Here is an 18,336-nt window from a genome sequence, read left to right on the forward strand (position 1 = left end):
TTCCATTGATGTCGTTCAAACGCTCGCCGCGGCGGGGGCCGCCGTGCTGGCCTTGAACATCGAATACCCCATTGCGGCCTCGTAGCCCGATCCCGCCACCCAGGCGCTGAGAAAGCTGACGCCGGCCACGGGAAAGCGGTGGTTGATCAAAGCCGGCGCGGCATCCGGCGCCACCAGCGCGCCATAGCCCGACCCCGCGGTATTGTTGGTGTATCGCTGGTAGGTATGCGGACTGGACAGCTCCGCGTAAACGATATGGTCCGACAAATCCGGGAAGTGCCTGCCCACGCGCTCCAGCAGCGCTTGCTGCCCGCGTTTTTTCTTGGCTCTGTATTCGGGCGTTTTCCGACGCGGCCAGTGCCGCGGATCATCCAGGGCATTGACGATCACCACTCTGCCGCCGCTTGCGTCCAGCGCGTGATAGTTGGTGATTTCCAAAGACGAGCGCTGCCAATAGGCTTCTTCGGCCAGCGTCACGTTCACAGGGTCGGCGCGCGAGCGCTCGCGCGCGCTCCACGCGGCGTCCGGATCATCGGCCAGCAACATGGTTTCCGCATGCGGCAGCCCCAGGCGGGCCGGGTCTTCGTCCAACACCAAGTAAAGCGTGCTGGTGGCATTGGCCGGCCGAATCCGGGACACGAGCTGCCGCGAGGCCTCCAACTCCGGCATGGGTTCGAACAACTGCTCCAGCGCATAGACCGGCGAGGCGTTGACCAGAACCTCCCGCGCCAGGAACTCGCCCCTGTCGGTCGCCACCCCGGTCGCGCGCATGCTGCTCTTGTCCACCAGAATGCGCTCGACGTTGACGTTCAGCACCACCTCTCCGCCACGCGCCCGAATCTGCTCCACCAGCAGATTGGACAAGCGTTGCGAGCCGCCGTCCATGTAGGCGCTGCGCATGTACAGATTGGCGTAGACCACATGGAGGAAGTACAGGTAGCTGCACTGTTCCGGGAATGAGCCGACATAGATAGATGGCAGCGCCAGCAGCTCGCGCAGCTGCGGATCGTCGAACATTCGCCGCAATGCGTCCCGCACCGTAATGTTCTTCAGATGCTTGCGGGCATACCGCATCGCGGCGAAGTCCGGCTCGTATCGCCCCTGCAGCATTTCAAACTGCAAATAACCGTTCTTGCCATGCACGGCGATATCGTCGAAAAACCGCAGCAGGCCTTCGCGTTGGCCGGGAAATGCCTGGAGCAAGCCAGCCAGCGCCTGCTCCGGCGATTCCGACACCTCCAGCCATAGCGGTCCGGCCGCCTGGAACAAGACCGGCGAAAAATGCAGACGGATCTGCCCTTCCAATCCCAGCGAGCGGAACACCTGCCTCAAGTTGCCTTGCTCGCCCATGCCGGACAGCTTGTGCAAGCTGCAATCGAAGCGCGCGCCCTGCTTCGGTCTCACGAACTCGCTCGAGTATCCCCCCGCCACTGTATGCTGCTCCAGCAGCAAGACCCGCAAGCCCGGGCGTTGCGCGGTCAGGGCCGCCGCGTAAGTCAGAGCGGCGATGCCGGAGCCGACGCAAACGATGTCCCAGACCGCCTCGCTCATACAATCCCCAGTTCTGCGAACCACTGGTCCAGTTCCGCGAAGCGCTCGCTGTTCAAACGCTGGTTGTTGGCCGACCCTCTCACCAGCGCGATCGCTTCCTCATCGCCCGGCTGTATCGGGAAGACAAAGGAGGTGTGCTTGGAGATTTCACTGTTGAAGGTCATCTCCGCCTTGAAATGGCGCAGCAGCTGGCCGATTTGCGCTCGCATCGCCGCCAGCTCCGCCTCGGGAGCGGTATCGAAAAAGTGCTCGACAATGCGCTTGCCGAACGCGATATGACGCACTTCCTCGATATGATGCTCGTGGAACATCATCTTGGTCAGCGGCTCCACCCCCGGAGACTGGGTCAGATACATCGCGCTCAGCTCCGCGGCCCACTCGATCATCAGCGTCCACAGGATGCCGATCACCGGGTTCATCATCGGCAGCTTCTCCACAAAGCTGCCGTAGGCGCCGCCAGGCGGCTGGAACAGCTCCAGTCCCGCCATCTTCATGTAACGCCGGAACATCAGGGTATGCGTGATCTCCTCCCGGGAGAAAATCATCAGGTACTCATACACCTCGGGCGACAGGTCGAATCGAAAACGATTGATGTAGCCGACATACAGCGGCGGCAACGTCTGCTCCAGCCAGATGAACATCGACACATCGCGGGCGGTTTCCTTCCACAGCGTTTCGTGGCGCTGTTCCGGCGTCATGGCATCCCAATAAGGCGTGCCATAGATCCAGCTGCCGGTTTCCATTTTCGGCGGCAGGCTCAGGTTGATGCCGTTCTCCCACGGCAGCACGCTCTCCAGCTCCATGGTTTTGCGGTGCGAAGCGCGGATCAGCGTTTGCACCTTGCGTCGGCTCTCGTCGGACAGGCCCAGCGGGTCGCGCGCAACAGTGGACGTTTCCATGCGTTTTCTCCGTTCAGGCTTCGGCTGCGTTCTTCTGAACGGACTCGGCGGCGATGTAACCGACCAACTGGCCCATATTGGCGATCTTGCCGGAGGCGAACAAATCGGATACCAGATCGACGCCATAGCGCTTCTTCACCGACACTTGGACCTCTACGAAATCCAGGCTGTCCAGCTCCAGCGCCTCGAAGCTGGAGGAGAGCTGCACCTGATCCTCCTCGATCTCCTTCATGTCCAGGATCAGCGCTTTCAGTTCATCAAAGATTTGGGTTTCGTTCTGCATGATGCTTCCTTTATCGAAGAGACAAGACTCAAGGTTTGAAGCGAACCAACAGGCCCACTTCCGACTGCATGACCGGACGGCCATCCAGCCGTACGGTGAATTGGCTGAGGCCGGACAAGGTGTCCTTGCTGTTGGGCACGGTCACCGGCGCGTGCAGTTCGCAGAGGATTTCCTCAGGGTCCTTCAGCCGGCTCAGCGGCATGCGGAACAGCTCCGGCTCGACCATCACCGTGTGCGCCGTCTGCACCGTCAGGGCGGCTTCCATCAACTCATGCTGGCTGGCGATGCCGCTTATCTTCGCCAGGTCCCGGACGATGGAAAACGGCACTTCGCTGGACAGGAATTGAGAAAAAGTCAGCGCGTCCACCAACAGCCAGGCGCGGTCGAAGTCAGGAAACGCCTCCGCAAACACCGCTTTTTTCTCGCGGAACAACTGCCGGTCTATCGAAAAACCGGCTTGCTGAGCCGGAGGCGCCGCCGGCACGGAGCGATATACGCTGCCCGCCATCACCTCGGAAGCGTCATGCGTCGCGCGCAGGGAAAAACGGCTGCGCTGTTTGCCCGGCTGAATTTCCAATGCATGCGGCAATTGACGCAGCACCGGGGAGCGGAACATGGCCTTGACCGATACCCAGTCCTCGCCCGAGTCGGCGGACAACGCCGAACTCAGCCGCTGCTTGATATGCAGCAGCGGCAACATGCCATGCACGATGATGTCGCTGGCGCCGGTCTCCCTCGCCCGCTCCACTTCAAAATGGATGGGGTTGTAGTCTCCAGACAGCTTCGCCCAGTCCGAGATCGCCTTGTTGTCGAAACTAAGCAGCATCAACGCGCCCTCTCTATCACCAGCGCCGCATTGGCGCCGCCGAAGCCGAAGCTGAGATTGAGGGTGGTATCCACCGTCTGGCCATGCAAATGCTCGTTCGGCAGATAGTTGAGATCGCACTCGGGATCGGACTCCAGCAGATTGGCGGTGCCTGGCAGAATGCCGGTGGCGATGGCTTTTAGGCAGATGATGGACTCGAAGCTGCCTGCCGCGGAAATCAGGTGGCCGCTGTAGGATTTGGTGCTGGATACCGGAACATGCTTCGCGTGGCTTCCCAATGCGGCCTTGATGGCGTTGGACTCGTTCAAATCGTTCAACGGCGTCGAGGTACCGTGGGCGTTGATGTAGTCGATGTCTTCCGGACGCTTTCCGGCTTGCTTGAGGGCGAACTCGATCGATTTGACGCGAGCCAGCATGTCCTCAGCCGGAGCGGTGAAATCGCGGGCGTCGGAAAAGCTGCCATAGCCTTTGATCTCGCCCAGTATCGTGGCACCGCGGTGCTGGGCATGCTCCAACTCCTCCAGGCACAGAACCGCCGCGCCCTCGGCGAGCACGAAGCCGGAGCGGCGGCGGTCAAACGGGCAGCAGGCCCGCGCCGCGTCCTCCTGCTCTTTGCTCAAGGCGTTGAGCACATCGATATTCCAGATATTGGTTTCATTGCGCAGCGTCTCGGAACCGCCCGCCAGCATCATGCTGGCGCGACCTTGCCGGATCGCCTCGTACGCGTCGCCTATCGCGATGGTTCCGGTGGCGCAAGCCGCGATCACCGTATTCTGATACCCGCGCAGATTCCACATCAGCGTGCAGGCTCCCGTCGCGATGCTGGGCATGGAAATCAGGCTGCCCAAGGGACTGCCGAACCCCGTATCGCGGTAAGCGTCGCGAATGTCGTAAGCCTCGTCGAGGCCGCCCCACCCCGTGCCGATGATGACGCCGCACTCATGCGCCGGGTAATGCTCCGCCATCGCCTCAGGACTGCCGAACGCCATGTCGAGCGCCTCCCGGGCCGCCACCACCGCATTTTTGGCGAATGCCGGCAACGCGCGGGAAATGGATTTGGGAATGCCTCGATAACGCGCTTTATTTTCCTCCAGGAATGAAAAGAACTTGGCTTTGATTTGCTGGTTTTCCAACTCGTGTTTTCGATAACCCAGCTTGCCATCCATAATGGCCTGCCACGCCTCAGCGGAATTCTCTCCCAGAGAAGTCAAAGAACCATATCCGGTAACTACCACTCTACGATTTGCCATAACATTCCCTTGTCGCGCATCCAGATCATTAAAAACACACTCAATTAGCCATCAAAAGACAACAATATTCCCTGCGAGATTAATCGCATCGAAATGGAACAGTCCGATGATGAAGTAATTAAAGCGGAAGGATTAAAAGCCAGCCAATGCGAGAGCGCCTAGCCAACCAATTGATTATCAAAACAAAAACAATTAATGAACAGCCTGAAATTGAACGAAGTCAATTTATCCACAATCAAAAACATGACATATGGAAATTACAATACCTCAGAAATGTTGTAAATATATTTCCAACAACCACGTTCGACAAAAATATAATTTGACCCACTCCGTTGTGAAAAACCAATTCATGAACAAAATTTACTTTTCGAGAATATCCATAAATTTATAATTCATATTTAGAAAATTCTCACAAAGAACAAATCTCTGCTTTCCAAAGAAAAACGGCGCGGAAATCCGCGCCGTTTCTTTATTGCGAAAGCCGTCTTATTTGGCCGCGGATGCATCCTTGGCCGACGCGCCGCCGCCTACAGTTTCCATCACCTTCCACTGGCCATTTTCAACCTTGTACACGGTGATGCCGCCATCCTTCAGATCGCCCTTGTCGTCGTAGGTCCAGTTGCTGGACGTCACGCCCTGGTGGGTGATCTTGGCCAGCACCGGCAGATAGGCCTTGGGATCCGCCGAGTTGGCCTGTTCCATCGCCTGGATCAGGGTGCGGGTGGCATCGTAGCCGTACGGCGAGTAAGTGGCCACGTCCGCTTTGAAGCGAGCCTTGTAGCGGGCCTCGTAATCCTTGCCGCCCGGCATCTGGTCCAGCGGCAGGCCTGCCAGCGAGGCGATGGTGCCGTCGGCTTCTTTGCCCGCCAGTTGCAGGAAAGTCGGCGTCTTGGTCATTTCGCCGGAAATCAGCGGGGCCTTGAGGCCCAGGCGCTTCATCTGCTTGACCATCGGCGCGGATTGCGCGTCGGCGCCGCCGTAGAACACCACGTCCGGATTCGCGCCCTTGATGGAGGTCAGGATGGCGGTGAAGTCGGTTGCCTTGTCATTGGTGAACTCGCGCTTCACCACGTCGCCGCCGGCGGCGCGGGCCGACTTCTCGAACTCGTCGGCAAGGCCCTGGCCGTAGGCGGTGCGGTCATCGACGATGACGATCTTCTTCGCATGCAGCTTCTCCACCGCGAACTTGCCCATCACGCCGCCCTGCTGAGTGTCGGAGGTCATGGAACGGAAGGTATTCCTGAAGCCCTGCGAGGTGAACACCGGAGAAGTGGCCATCGCGATCATAGGGATGCCGGCGTCGGAGTAAATCTTGGAAGCCGGGATGGCGGTGCCGGAGTTGAAGTGGCCGATGATGCCGGCGACTTTCTCGTCGACGAACTTTTGCGCCAGCTGGGTGGCGGTCTTCGGATCGGCCTGGTCGTCCTGAGCATCCAGCACGAAGGTGACCGGCTTGCCAGCGATGGTCGGCTTGGCGGCGTTCGCGTCCTCGATGGCCAACGTCACGCCGTTCTTGTACTCCTCGCCGTAATGCGATTGCGGGCCGGTCAGCGGAGCCGCGAAACCGATCTTGATTTCGCCGCCGCTTGCCTGGGCAGGCGCGGACGCGGCGCCGGCCGGCGCGGCCTCTTCCTTCTTGCCGCAGGCGGACAGGGCGACGGCGGCGGCAACCGCCAGAGTCAGGGTGGACAGCTTGGATACTTGCATTTCTTCGTTCCTCTTCTTTGCTTCAACTTCGCGCTTCTATATAACCGGCGAAACGCCGGATCCAAGTCTTGCTCTTAAAGTAAAAACTCTGGCCGCATTATTCCAACGCGGCCAGAAGCTGGCAAGTTGATCATTCGGTCATGCTCATCAGGCTGGCGTTGCCGCCAGCCGCCGTGGTATTGACGCTGAGCGCGCGTTCCGCCACCAGCCGATGCACATTGTAGCCATTTTCGCCGCGCAGGATCAGCGGAACCAGCGCGCCGTCGCGGGCAGCCAGCTCGCGGCGAGCCTCTTCCGCCTGAGCGCCGTCGTACAGCACGGCGGCCACGTCTGCCTCCAGCACATCGGCAACCCGGTCGACATATCCGCTCAGCGCGGCGGCGAACTTGCGGTCCAGCTCGCCATCGGCCACCACGGCGCGGTTGCCGGCGGCGAAGACCGCGGTCAACTGCTCTGCCAACGCCAGCGCATCGGAGGCGACGCAGCCAATGCGGCCGCGTCCGACGAAAGACAGCGTGTTGTTTTCGCCGGTTGGGCCCGGCAGCGCCACGCTGTGCCTCAGCGGGCTTTCCTTGCGCGCGGCGGCGATGACGCCGTCCAGCGACAGACCCTGCGCCTTCGCCGCGGCGGCCAGCGCATCCAGCGCGGACAGATCGGCGGCTTGGTGCGCGGCCGCCAGCTTGGGCTGCCAGGCGGCTCGGGTCAGACGGTACAGGTAGTACGGGCCGCCGGCCTTGGGGCCGGTGCCGGACTTGCCTTCGCCGCCGAACGGCTGCACGCCCACCACTGCGCCGACGATGTTGCGGTTGACGTAAACGTTGCCCACCTTGATCTTGCCGCAGATGTCGGCGATGGTTTCGTCGATGCGGCTGTGGATGCCGTGCGTCAGGCCGTAGCCGGTGGCGTTGATCTCGGCCACCACCTTGTCCAGATCCGACGCGGCGTAGCGCAGCACGTGCAGAACCGGGCCGAACACCTCGCGCTTGAGCTCGGACAGATTGTCGATCTCGAACAGCGTCGGCGCGACGAAAGTACCTTGCTCGCATTCGGCGGACAGCTGGGTCTGATGCACGGCGCGAGCCGAGTTTTTCATCCTGGCGATGTGGGCGAGCAGGCCGGCCTGCGCCTCGGCATCGATCACCGGACCAACGTCGGTAGTCAACTTGGCCGGGTTGCCTACCGTCAGCTCGTCCATGGCGCCCTTGATCATCGCGACCACCTTGTCGGCGATGTCATTCTGCAGGTACAACACGCGCAGCGCGGAACAGCGCTGGCCGGCGGAATCGAAGGCCGAGCTCAGCACGTCGGTCACAACCTGCTCCGGCAGCGCGGAGCTGTCGACGATCATCGCGTTCATGCCGCCGGTTTCCGCCACCAGCACCGGATCGTCGCGGCGCTTGGCCAAGGTGCGGTTGATGATCTGCGCCACTTCGGTGGAGCCGGTGAAGATCACGCCCTGGATGCGCGCATCGCCGGTCAGCGCGGCGCCCACCACCTCGCCGCAGCCCGGCAGGAATTGCAGCGCCGCGCGCGGGATGCCGGCCTCGTGCAGCAGACGCACGGCATAGGCGGCGATCAGGCTGGTCTGCTCGGCCGGCTTGGCCAGCACGGTGTTGCCGGCCGCCAGCGAGGCGACCACTTCGCCGATGAAGATGGCAAGCGGGAAATTCCACGGGCTGATGCACACCACCGGCCCCAGCGGCTGGTGGCTGGCATTGTCGAACTCGGACTCGATCTGCGCCGCGTAGTAGCGGCAAAAGTCCACCGCCTCGCGCACCTCGGCGATGGCGTTGTTCAGGGTTTTGCCGGCCTCTCGCACCGCCAGGCCCATCAACGCCGGCATATGGGTTTCCATCAGATCGGCCATGCGGTTGATGCTGGCGGCGCGCTCCGCCACCGGCGTCGCGGCCCAGGCGGCGGCGATGCCGGCCGATTGCTTCAACGCCTTTTCCACGTCGGCGGCGCTGGCCTCAATCACCTTGCCCACCAGATCGTTTCGATCGGCCGGATTGCGCACTTCCAGCAACTCGCCGTCGGTCACATCCCCGTCGCCAAGCATCGGGAAGGCACCCCAGCGTTGTTGTTCTGACGCCTGCAAGCCCAGCTGGAGCGTGGCCAATACGTGCTCGCTGGACAGATCCAGGCCCTTGGAATTGCGGCGGCTGTTGCCGTACAGCCCTTCCGGCAGCGGAATCTTGCTGTGCGGCATGCCGGAGAAACCGGCTGCCTCAGCTACCGGATCGGTGACCAGCTCGTCGATGGACACGTTCTCATCGACAATGCGGTTGACGAAGGAAGAATTAGCGCCGTTTTCCAGCAGGCGGCGCACGAGATAAGCCAACAGCGTTTCATGCGAACCCACTGGCGCGTAGATGCGGCAGGCCTTGCCCAATTTGTCCTTGCCCACCACCTGGTCGTACAGGGTCTCGCCCATGCCGTGCAGGCACTGGAATTCGTAATCCTTGCCAGTGGCAAGACTGTAGATCGCCGCCAGGCTGTAGGCGTTGTGGGTGGCAAACTGCGGATAAATCGCGTCCTGCGCGGCCAGAAGCTTCTTGGCGCAGGCGAGGTAGGACACGTCGGTGTACACCTTGCGGGTGTAGACAGGATAGCCAGGCAGGCCGTCCACCTGGGCGCGCTTGATCTCGGCGTCCCAATAGGCGCCCTTCACCAGCCGCACCATGAAACGATGGCCGCTGCGGCGCGCCAGATCGATCAGGAAATCGATGGCGAAAGGGCAGCGCTTCTGATAAGCCTGCACCACGATGCCTATGCCCTCGAACCCCTTCAGATCCGAGTCATGGGCCAGCGCCTCGATCAGGTCCATCGAAATTTCCAGCCGGTCCGCTTCTTCGGCGTCGATGTTCAAGCCAATGTTGTACTGCTTGGCCAGCAGAAACAGCGCCTTTAGCCGCGGCAACAGTTCCGCCATCATTCGCTCGTGCTTCAGGCGGGCATAGCGCGGGTGGATGGCTGACAGCTTCACCGAGATGCCGGGACCGTCGTAAATGCCGCGGCCGTTCGACTCCTTGCCGATGGCGTGGATGGCGGTGACGTAGTCCTTCAGGTAGCGCTGCGCATCGGCCTCGGTCATCGCCGCCTCGCCCAGCATGTCGTAGCTGAAGCGGTAACCGCGGGCCTCGCGCTCCCTCCCATTGGCCAGAGCCTCGCCAATGGTTTCGCCGGTGACGAACTGCTTGCCCAGCATGCGCATCGCCATATCGACGCCCTTGCGGATCAACGGCTCGCCGCCCTTGGCGATCAGCCTGGTCATCGCCGACGACAGCCCGTTGGCGCTATGCGAGGAAACCAGCTTGCCCGTCACCAGCAGGCCCCAGGCCGCGGCATTGACGAACAGCGACGAACTGTTGCCCAGGTGGGCCTTCCAGTCGCCGCGGGAAATCTTGTCGCGGATCAGCTTGTCCGCCGTCTCGCGATCGGGAATGCGCAACAGCGCCTCCGCCAGGCACATCAGGGCGATGCCTTCGCTGCTGTCCAGCGAGAACTCGTGCATCAGCGCGTCCACGCCGCTGGATCGGGTACGCTCGCGGCGCACCTCGGTCACCAGCCGCCGGGCCAGATCCTGCACTGATACGACTTGTTCGGGACTCATCGCAGCCTGCGGCAATAACGCCTGCACGCACTCACGCTCGTCGCGCCGGTAGGCGGCCGTGATCGCGTCGCGCAGAGCGGTCTGCTGATGAGCAAAGGCTTCAAATTGCATGGGTTTCTCCGGTATTGTTTGCAGCCCCGGCCTCGCGTCCGGGTAAGCTGCCTATTGTATACAAGAGGCAGATATTTTGTTCGACAATATAAAATATTCTTTAGCTGGCATTCACTACCAAAGTCATGCACTACAAGATGTTATAGCGTCTACTGCCTGCCAGACAAATGACGATGCTCGCATATGCCGGCCATATTCCACTCTTGCAAAAGCAAAGCCCGCCAAGCAATCCTGCCGGCGGGCCATCGACAGCCGCGAGTCTTTCCTCATCGGCTAGCCATACGAATAAAGCGAGCGAGCCATGCCAATCAACATCAAACATGATCTCGCCATTCTCCCTGCGGGTAGCGGGGTCCGTCTCAGGCAGGCTCCAACTCTTCCAACGCCCAATCTTCCTCCATGGAAAATAGCTGCGGCGGCAGCGTTCTCTTGCTATTGCTCAGATGGGAAAACGTTTGGCATGTCGCCATCATGTCGATCCGATTGATATTGACCCTCTCCGGCAGCTGGCTCAACCACAAAGCCGTATCCGCCACATCTTGCGGCTGCAGATAATCATATGGCGCAAACATTTTCTCCAACTCTGCCGCATCGCCATTCAGCCGCCCAAGCGCCAATTCGGTGCTCTGCACCGTCCCGGGCTCGATAGAAGTCACACGGACATTGCGGCCCGCCAGATCAGCGCGCAGCGCAAGAGAGAATTGCTTGGAGAAAGCCTTGCTCGCGCAATAGACCGGATTGCCGGGCCTTGGGTAACTGCCGGCCGTCGAGCCGATATTGATGATCAGGCCGCGGTTGCGCCGCACCATCCCCGGCAGCGCCAGCCGCGTGCATGCGATCAACCCCTTGATATTGGTGTCGACCATCCGCCCCCACTGCTCCAGATCGCCCTCTTCCGGCGATGCCGCGCCCAACGTCACGCCGGCGCAATTGATCAGTACGGCAATATCTTGAAATCCGGCCGGCAGCCGCGACATCTCGTCCGCCAGCCCTTCCGAGTCCGCCACATCCCGGCAAATCAAATGCACGGGCACCCCCAGGCTATCCTTCAAAGCCTGCAAACGCTCGCCCCGTCGCGCCAACAAGATCAACGCATGGCCGGCTTCGGCAAAACGTCGGGCGCAGGCGGCGCCAATGCCAGAACTCGCGCCAGTGATAAATATCGTCATGTTCGCCATCCGGTTAGAGAAGCATGGCGTAGCTGTCGCCGCGCCATATCGTCAACGACGCTCCGCCGCCAGCTTGGCCGAAGCGGCGTCCCGCGTGGAGTACAGATGGAATATCATCAACATGCTGAGCGCCGCCACCACGGCATACAACGTAGCCAATGGCGTAAGCACATCCACCCGCAGCAGGCTGGAAACGTACATGATCACCCCTGCGCAAATGGTGAACGAAAAGCCCAGCAGCGAACTTGCCAACCCTGCAACCTGCGGAAACAAGGCCACGCTGCGGGCCATCAGATTGGGAAAAATCACGCCGGCGAAAAAGGTGATGATCAAAGGGGGCGCAATCAATGTCCACAAGGTCAAACCATAGCGATTCGCCAAAAACAACATGCCGCCGGCGCAAATCAGATTCACCACCGATGAAACCTTGCACAACACCGCCGGGCGTATCCTGCCGGCAATGATTCGATTGCTGAAGACGCCAGCGAAATAAGTCAACCCCATGGCCAACGCCACGTTGCCGAAAAATACTGGAGTTTGATGCAACACATCTTGAACCATGAAAGGCGCGCACAAGTTAAACGTCAGCAGCACCCCGTAACACAAGCCCATTGTCAGGAAGTTCAAATGAAATTCCTTGCTGCGAAAAATAGAGACAATATTTCCCAGCATGACCTTGGGACGCAAGGGAACGGGCTGCTTCAACGACTCTTTGTAGCCGAAAATTGTCAAACCGCACAGGACAAGGCCATAGCCAAACAGAAAATACAAACAAGACGCCCAGCCGAAATGCTTCTGTAGTTGCGCCCCAATCACTGGAGCGACAATCGGTCCCATTCCCCAACCGATGACCATATAGGTCATGACGTGAGCCAGCTTCTGGCCGGAAAAGGTATCAGGTGCGATAGCCTTCATCACCACCGAGGCGGAGGCGATTCCCAAGCCCTGTATGACTCGCGCCAGCAAGAAAAGTGAAAACTGCTCCGTCTGCAAGATGATCAGGCTGCCCAACATATATAAACCAAGCCCGGCCAACAACGCCGTCTTGCGGCCATAGGCATCAGCAACAGGGCCATAGAACAGCTGACCGCAAGCAAAACTCACCAGATATGCCGTAACGCTTAACTGAATGCTTTGCTGACTAACCTGAAAAGCGCTGCGCATCTCAGGCAATGCCGTGACATAAATATCAATGGCCATCTGTCCTATCGGCGCCAAGGCGACAATCAACAACAACATCAGAGCCGGGTGATTCAAGGGCTTGTTCATGCCAATGCGCTCCATTACGCGTTGATCAACTCGAACGACTGACCCGCAAGCTGATGCAGCGCATGCTGGTACTGATTTCGGCGCCACACCAAGTGCGTGGTCATCATTCGCCCCTTGTACATTCCCGCTTGGCACGTGCTCAACTCAAGCAGATCATCTTGCAGACGCATCTGCCTGATCAGAGAACGTCCTTCCCAATTGGGAAACAGGCTATTGACCATATGGTGGGTCACCAAGCCGTGCACCACCTCGCCATCCGGCTGCTCCGCCGACTCAAGGACTTCAATCTCATACAATCCTGAATAGGCAAAATAACCGCGGGCCGCTTGACTCACCTCTTCTGCAGTTTTTTCATGCAATTGATCGGAATGGAAGCGCGGGCGATTGGCCAGCATGATCTGGACGGACATATGCCCATCTTGCGAATACATGATCAGGCCGCTGGGATGCTCTCCCATCGGGTATTCCATCCCCCCCTCGTCATCACGCTTGAAATAGGACTGAAGTTCCCAACTACCCACGATAAGCGAGTTCGCCATTTTATTTATTCCTGGTATAAAGCTTGCAATGAATACTATTAAATTGCATACACAATGCCTCAGATAGGAATAATATTGAATTTGCATTTCCAAATAAAGCCTCACGCCTGCATAATTCATATGCATAAATGCATGAGCCAAAAGGTCTAGAAATGAACTGGAACGATGTCCGCTTTTTCCTGGCTATCTATCGAAAAGGCACACTAAGCGCTGCGGCAAAAATGCTGTCGGTGGATCAAGCCACAGTTGGGCGACGCCTGGTGGCCATGGAAAGCAGCTTGGGCGCGCGGCTATTCCTGCGCACATCCAGCGGATACTCTCCCACTCCACTGGGAGAAGAAATCCTGGCAGAGGCCGTCAGAGTGGAGCATGCAGCGCTCTCGCTGGAGAACAAGGCCTCAGGGCAAGATAGCCGCCCCGGCGGGCGCGTCCGCATCGCCACCACCGATACGTTGGCCCAAGCCCTGATCATTCCGGCAATGACCCTGCTGCGCGCCAAACATCCTCAGATCGAATGCAGCCTGGTCTCGGGGCAGGAATTGATCAGCCTGACCCGGCGGGAAGCAGACATAGCCATCCGTACCATCAAGCCCAGCAACCCCGATCTGATCGTACGTAAGTTGGCGGACATGCCCGTGCATTTATACGCAACCCAGACATATCTTGAGAGCAAGGGCACCCCGCAACCCGGAAACCACTTCATGGGTCATGACCTGCTATTGCCACTCGTGAGCACCGGCTGGGCTGAAATGGAGAAACTAGCGGGAGAGTCCATCACCCAAGGCAATGTAGCAGCTCGTTTCAGCAGTCTCTGGAGCATGCTTTCCGCCTGCGCATCGGACATGGGCATAGCCGAGCTGCCCGACTTCGTCGCTGCCTGGGGAGGAAGCTTGCGCAGGCTTTGGCCCGAACAGGTGAAAACCTATCCCATCTGGCTGGTTGTTCCTCCGGACCTTTATAAAACCGCCAGAGTCCGCGCGGTTCTCGACGCCATCGATTCGCTGCTGCAAGGAGAGTGTCCAGGCATCTGGCAAAACCCGAGCCCCAGACTCGCGCCCTATGCATCCATCAACACATCGGCAATGTCGGCCCAGGCAACGTCTCACTTCGACTGAACTCGTAAATAAAAAGCCCCAGGCATATGCCTGGGGCTTTCTAATTGGAGTCTGGCGATGTCCTACTTTCACATGGCGAATGCCACACTATCATCGGCGCTAAGATGTTTCACGGTCCTGTTCGGGATGGGAAGGCGTGGGACCATCTTGCCATTATCGCCAGAAAAACGTGAGCGCGGTCGCGCTATTCTGGATTTCGCTTCTTGGAAAGCGAAACACCGAGCCTTAAGGCTCGGTGTTATCTTATGAGGCGTCTGGCGGTGTCCTACTTTCACATGGCGAATGCCACACTATCATCGGCGCTAAGATGTTTCACGGTCCTGTTCGGGATGGGAAGGCGTGGGACCATCTCGCTATGGCCACCAGACATAAACTGGCACAAACTGAAAGAAGCCTGAACCAGAGATGTTCTCTGATTCTGAATATTCGGTATCTGATCGTGTCGCACACACTCTATCTTCGTCACTTAGCTCTCTAAGTCACTCAAATGATAGGATCAAGCCTCACGAGCAATTAGTATCGGTTAGCTTCACGCCTCACAGCGCTTCCACACCCGACCTATCAACGTCCTGGTCTCGAACGACTCTTCAGGGAGGTCAAGCCTCCAGGGAAGTCTCATCTTCAGGCAAGTTTCCCGCTTAGATGCTTTCAGCGGTTATCTCTTCCGAACTTAGCTACCCGGCAATGCGACTGGCGTCACAACCGGTACACCAGAGGTTCGTCCACTCCGGTCCTCTCGTACTAGGAGCAGCCCCCGTCAAACTTCCAACGCCCACTGCAGATAGGGACCAAACTGTCTCACGACGTTTTGAACCCAGCTCACGTACCACTTTAAATGGCGAACAGCCATACCCTTGGGACCGGCTACAGCCCCAGGATGTGATGAGCCGACATCGAGGTGCCAAACACCGCCGTCGATGTGAACTCTTGGGCGGTATCAGCCTGTTATCCCCGGAGTACCTTTTATCCGTTGAGCGATGGCCCTTCCATTCAGAACCACCGGATCACTATGTCCTGCTTTCGCACCTGCTCGACTTGTCGGTCTCGCAGTTAAGCTACCTTTTGCCATTGCACTATCAGCACGATTTCCGACCGTACCTAGGTAACCTTCGAACTCCTCCGTTACACTTTGGGAGGAGACCGCCCCAGTCAAACTGCCTACCATGCACTGTCCCCAATCCGGATCACGGACCAAGGTTAGAACCTCAAACACACCAGGGTGGTATTTCAAGGACGGCTCCACCAGAACTAGCGTCCTGGCTTCAAAGCCTCCCACCTATCCTACACAAGTCTGTTCAAAGTCCAATGCAAAGCTACAGTAAAGGTTCACGGGGTCTTTCCGTCTAGCAGCGGGGAGATTGCATCTTCACAAACACTTCAACTTCGCTGAGTCTCAGGAGGAGACAGTGTGGCCATCGTTACGCCATTCGTGCGGGTCGGAACTTACCCGACAAGGAATTTCGCTACCTTAGGACCGTTATAGTTACGGCCGCCGTTTACCGGGGCTTCGATCAAGAGCTTGCACCCCATCACTTAACCTTCCGGCACCGGGCAGGCGTCACACCGTATACGTCCACTTTCGTGTTGGCACAGTGCTGTGTTTTTGTTAAACAGTCGCAGCCACCGATTCTCTGCGACCTGTCAAAGCTTCATCCGCAAGGGACTACACCTCAACAGGCATACCTTCTCCCGAAGTTACGGTATCAATTTGCCGAGTTCCTTCTCCTGAGTTCTCTCAAGCGCCTTAGAATTCTCATCCTGCCCACCTGTGTCGGTTTGCGGTACGGTTCTTGTGTAGCTGAAGCTTAGTGGCTTTTCCTGGAAGCGTGGTATCAGTCACTTCAGGTCCGTAGACCCTCGTCATCACTTCTCGGCGTTAAAGAAGAGCGGATTTGCCTACCCTTCACGCCTACCGGCTTAAACAGACTATTCCAACAGTCTGATGACCTAACCTTCTCCGTCCCCACATCGCACTACACAAAAGTACGGGAATTTTAACCCGTTTCCCATCGACTACGCTTTTCAGCCTCGCCTTAGGGGCCGACTCACCCTACGCCGATGAACGTTGCGTAGGAAACCTTGGGCTTTCGGCGAGCGGGCTTTTCACCCGCTTTATCGCTACTCATGTCAGCATTCGCACTTCTGATATCTCCAGCATCCCTTACGAGACACCTTCACAGACCTACAGAACGCTCCCCTACCACGCACAGTAAACTGTGCATCCGCAGCTTCGGTTATCAGTTTGAGCCCCGTTACATCTTCCGCGCAGGACGACTCGACCAGTGAGCTATTACGCTTTCTTTAAATGATGGCTGCTTCTAAGCCAACATCCTGGCTGTCTAGGCCTTCCCACTTCGTTTACCACTTAACTGATCATTTGGGACCTTAGCTGGCGGTCTGGGTTGTTTCCCTCTTGACAATGGACGTTAGCACCCACTGTCTGTCTGCCAAGCTCGCACTTTCCGGTATTCAGAGTTTGCCATGGTTTGGTAAATCGCAATGACCCCCTAGCCATAACAGTGCTTTACCCCCGGAAGTGATACTTGACGCACTACCTAAATAGTTTTCGGGGAGAACCAGCTATCTCCGAGTTTGTTTAGCCTTTCACCCCTATCCACAGCTCATCCCCTAGTTTTGCAACACTAGTGGGTTCGGACCTCCAGTGCGTGTTACCGCACCTTCATCCTGGCCATGGATAGATCACTCGGTTTCGGGTCTACGCCCAGCAACTAAAGCGCCCTATTCGGACTCGGTTTCCCTACGCCTCCCCTATTCGGTTAAGCTTGCTACTGAACGTAAGTCGCTGACCCATTATACAAAAGGTACGCAGTCACGGAACAAGTCCGCTCCCACTGTTTGTATGCATCCGGTTTCAGGTTCTATTTCACTCCCCTCCCGGGGTTCTTTTCGCCTTTCCCTCACGGTACTGGTTCACTATCGGTCGATCATGAGTATTTAGCCTTGGAGGATGGTCCCCCCATCTTCAGACAGGATTTCTCGTGTCCCGCCCTACTTGTCGACTGCCTAGTTCTTGCGATGCGTTTTCGTGTACGGGGCTATCACCCACTATGGCGGTCCTTTCCATGAACCTTCCACTAACGCAACTCATAACACAGTCAGGCTGTTCCGCGTTCGCTCGCCACTACTTACGGAATCTCGGTTGATTTCTTTTCCTTCAGCTACTTAGATGTTTCAGTTCGCTGAGTTCGCCTCCTCTGACCTATGGATTCAGTCAGGGATCTCCTTGCGGAGGGGTTTCCCCATTCGGACATCGCGGGATCAAAGCTCTATTGCCAGCTCCCCCGCGCTTTTCGCAGGCTTACACGTCCTTCATCGCCTATGATCGCCAAGGCATCCACCAGATGCACTTAGTCGCTTGACCCTATCATTTCAGTAACCTAAATTACCGCAACAACAGAGAGTGTTTGTGCGACGACTGCACCGCCCCTTTTGATATGGCGACGCAGCCTTAGATACAATCAAATACCCAAGATGACGATTCATTCAACATGCAGAATTAACTCCATGTCGTTTGTCTCGCCGTCTTTATATATTCGGCTTCTTCAGTTTGTTAAAGATCGGGCGTTTATACAACGCAAACAGAATCCAACTCTTCCGAATTCGATTTTGTTTGCGATGGTGGAGGATGACGGGATCGAACCGACGACCCCCTGCTTGCAAAGCAGGTGCTCTCCCAACTGAGCTAATCCCCCTCTTTTTGGGTGATGCTGCGTTGCTCAGTCGCTCATGTGCATAAGCACATGCCGCTCCTTCGCGCCTTGCCTGACCCAAAAAATACTGGTGGGTCTGGTAGGACTCGAACCTACGACCCCTGCGTTATCAACACAGTGCTCTAACCAGCTGAGCTACAAACCCAGTAGTCGTTTGATACCACATCCTTTTCGATCAAAATCCAGCAGATCCAGGCGAAAGCTGACGACGTGTACATCGAGTACACGAGGAAGCTTTCAACGCAGAGCTGCGCCGATTTTCATCGAAAATGC

General features: G+C 57.9%; 11 protein-coding genes, 2 tRNA genes and 3 rRNA genes. 1 reads left to right on the forward strand and 15 read right to left on the reverse strand.

The genetic code is table 11. The annotated features are described in order from the left end of the window. Window positions 1-15: 15 nt before the first annotated feature. The 10 genes from DK842_RS00285 to DK842_RS00330 all read right to left on the reverse strand — a co-directional run bounded on the left by DK842_RS00285 (window position 16) and on the right by DK842_RS00330 (window position 13,217). Window positions 16-1,551 carry a phytoene desaturase family protein gene (locus DK842_RS00285; RefSeq protein ID WP_114059574.1) on the reverse strand — a complete coding sequence of 512 codons (1,536 nt, stop codon included), beginning with the start codon at window positions 1,549-1,551 and terminating at the stop codon, window positions 16-18. Continuing rightward, a complete protein-coding gene (locus DK842_RS00290) occupies window positions 1,548-2,450 on the reverse strand; it encodes a diiron oxygenase (RefSeq protein ID WP_114059575.1) in 903 nt (300 codons plus the stop codon). Before DK842_RS00290 ends, DK842_RS00285 begins: the two co-directional genes overlap by 4 nt. A gap of 13 nt (window positions 2,451-2,463) precedes the next feature. Then, window positions 2,464-2,733: an acyl carrier protein gene (locus DK842_RS00295; protein WP_168191762.1), complete on the reverse strand. Its 270-nt coding sequence runs from the start codon at window positions 2,731-2,733 to the stop codon at window positions 2,464-2,466. Between the two features lie 28 nt (window positions 2,734-2,761). Then, complete coding sequence (locus DK842_RS00300) at window positions 2,762-3,559, reverse strand: MaoC/PaaZ C-terminal domain-containing protein (protein ID WP_114059577.1); 798 nt, start codon at window positions 3,557-3,559, stop codon at window positions 2,762-2,764. Continuing rightward, on the reverse strand, window positions 3,559-4,809 hold the full coding sequence (locus tag DK842_RS00305; protein WP_114059578.1) for a beta-ketoacyl-[acyl-carrier-protein] synthase family protein: 1,251 nt from the start codon (window positions 4,807-4,809) through the stop codon (window positions 3,559-3,561). Before DK842_RS00305 ends, DK842_RS00300 begins: the two co-directional genes overlap by 1 nt. A 486-nt stretch (window positions 4,810-5,295) precedes the next feature. Next, window positions 5,296-6,516 carry a branched-chain amino acid ABC transporter substrate-binding protein gene (locus DK842_RS00310; RefSeq protein ID WP_114059579.1) on the reverse strand — a complete coding sequence of 407 codons (1,221 nt, stop codon included), beginning with the start codon at window positions 6,514-6,516 and terminating at the stop codon, window positions 5,296-5,298. Between the two features lie 130 nt (window positions 6,517-6,646). Then, complete coding sequence (putA, locus tag DK842_RS00315; protein ID WP_114059580.1) at window positions 6,647-10,240, reverse strand: trifunctional transcriptional regulator/proline dehydrogenase/L-glutamate gamma-semialdehyde dehydrogenase; 3,594 nt, start codon at window positions 10,238-10,240, stop codon at window positions 6,647-6,649. A gap of 359 nt (window positions 10,241-10,599) precedes the next feature. After that, on the reverse strand, window positions 10,600-11,409 hold the full coding sequence (locus tag DK842_RS00320; RefSeq protein WP_114063542.1) for an SDR family NAD(P)-dependent oxidoreductase: 810 nt from the start codon (window positions 11,407-11,409) through the stop codon (window positions 10,600-10,602). Between the two features lie 51 nt (window positions 11,410-11,460). Beyond that, entirely contained in the window at window positions 11,461-12,678 is a 1,218-nt protein-coding gene (locus DK842_RS00325) for a multidrug effflux MFS transporter (RefSeq protein ID WP_168194788.1), read from the reverse strand. A gap of 14 nt (window positions 12,679-12,692) precedes the next feature. Continuing rightward, window positions 12,693-13,217, reverse strand: coding sequence for a lipocalin-like domain-containing protein (locus DK842_RS00330; RefSeq protein ID WP_168194789.1), 525 nt, complete (start codon window positions 13,215-13,217; stop codon window positions 12,693-12,695). A 152-nt stretch (window positions 13,218-13,369) separates the two neighbouring features. Between DK842_RS00330 and DK842_RS00335 the strand changes: the two genes are divergently transcribed. Continuing rightward, on the forward strand, window positions 13,370-14,332 hold the full coding sequence (locus DK842_RS00335) for a LysR family transcriptional regulator (protein ID WP_168194790.1): 963 nt from the start codon (window positions 13,370-13,372) through the stop codon (window positions 14,330-14,332). A 49-nt stretch (window positions 14,333-14,381) separates the two neighbouring features. Here the strand turns inward: DK842_RS00335 and rrf (DK842_RS00340) are convergent. The 5 genes from rrf (DK842_RS00340) to DK842_RS00360 all read right to left on the reverse strand — a co-directional run bounded on the left by rrf (DK842_RS00340) (window position 14,382) and on the right by DK842_RS00360 (window position 18,208). Then, window positions 14,382-14,496: ribosomal RNA gene (rrf, locus tag DK842_RS00340) — 5S ribosomal RNA — on the reverse strand. Between the two features lie 88 nt (window positions 14,497-14,584). Then, window positions 14,585-14,699: ribosomal RNA gene (gene rrf / locus DK842_RS00345) — 5S ribosomal RNA — on the reverse strand. Between the two features lie 125 nt (window positions 14,700-14,824). Beyond that, window positions 14,825-17,714 (reverse strand): 23S ribosomal RNA (locus tag DK842_RS00350). A 255-nt stretch (window positions 17,715-17,969) separates the two neighbouring features. Beyond that, a tRNA-Ala gene (locus DK842_RS00355) sits at window positions 17,970-18,045 on the reverse strand. A gap of 86 nt (window positions 18,046-18,131) precedes the next feature. Next, window positions 18,132-18,208: transfer RNA gene (locus tag DK842_RS00360), tRNA-Ile, on the reverse strand. Window positions 18,209-18,336 lie beyond the last annotated feature (128 nt).

Source organism: Chromobacterium phragmitis (assembly GCF_003325475.1).
Lineage (GTDB): Bacteria > Pseudomonadota > Gammaproteobacteria > Burkholderiales > Chromobacteriaceae > Chromobacterium > Chromobacterium phragmitis.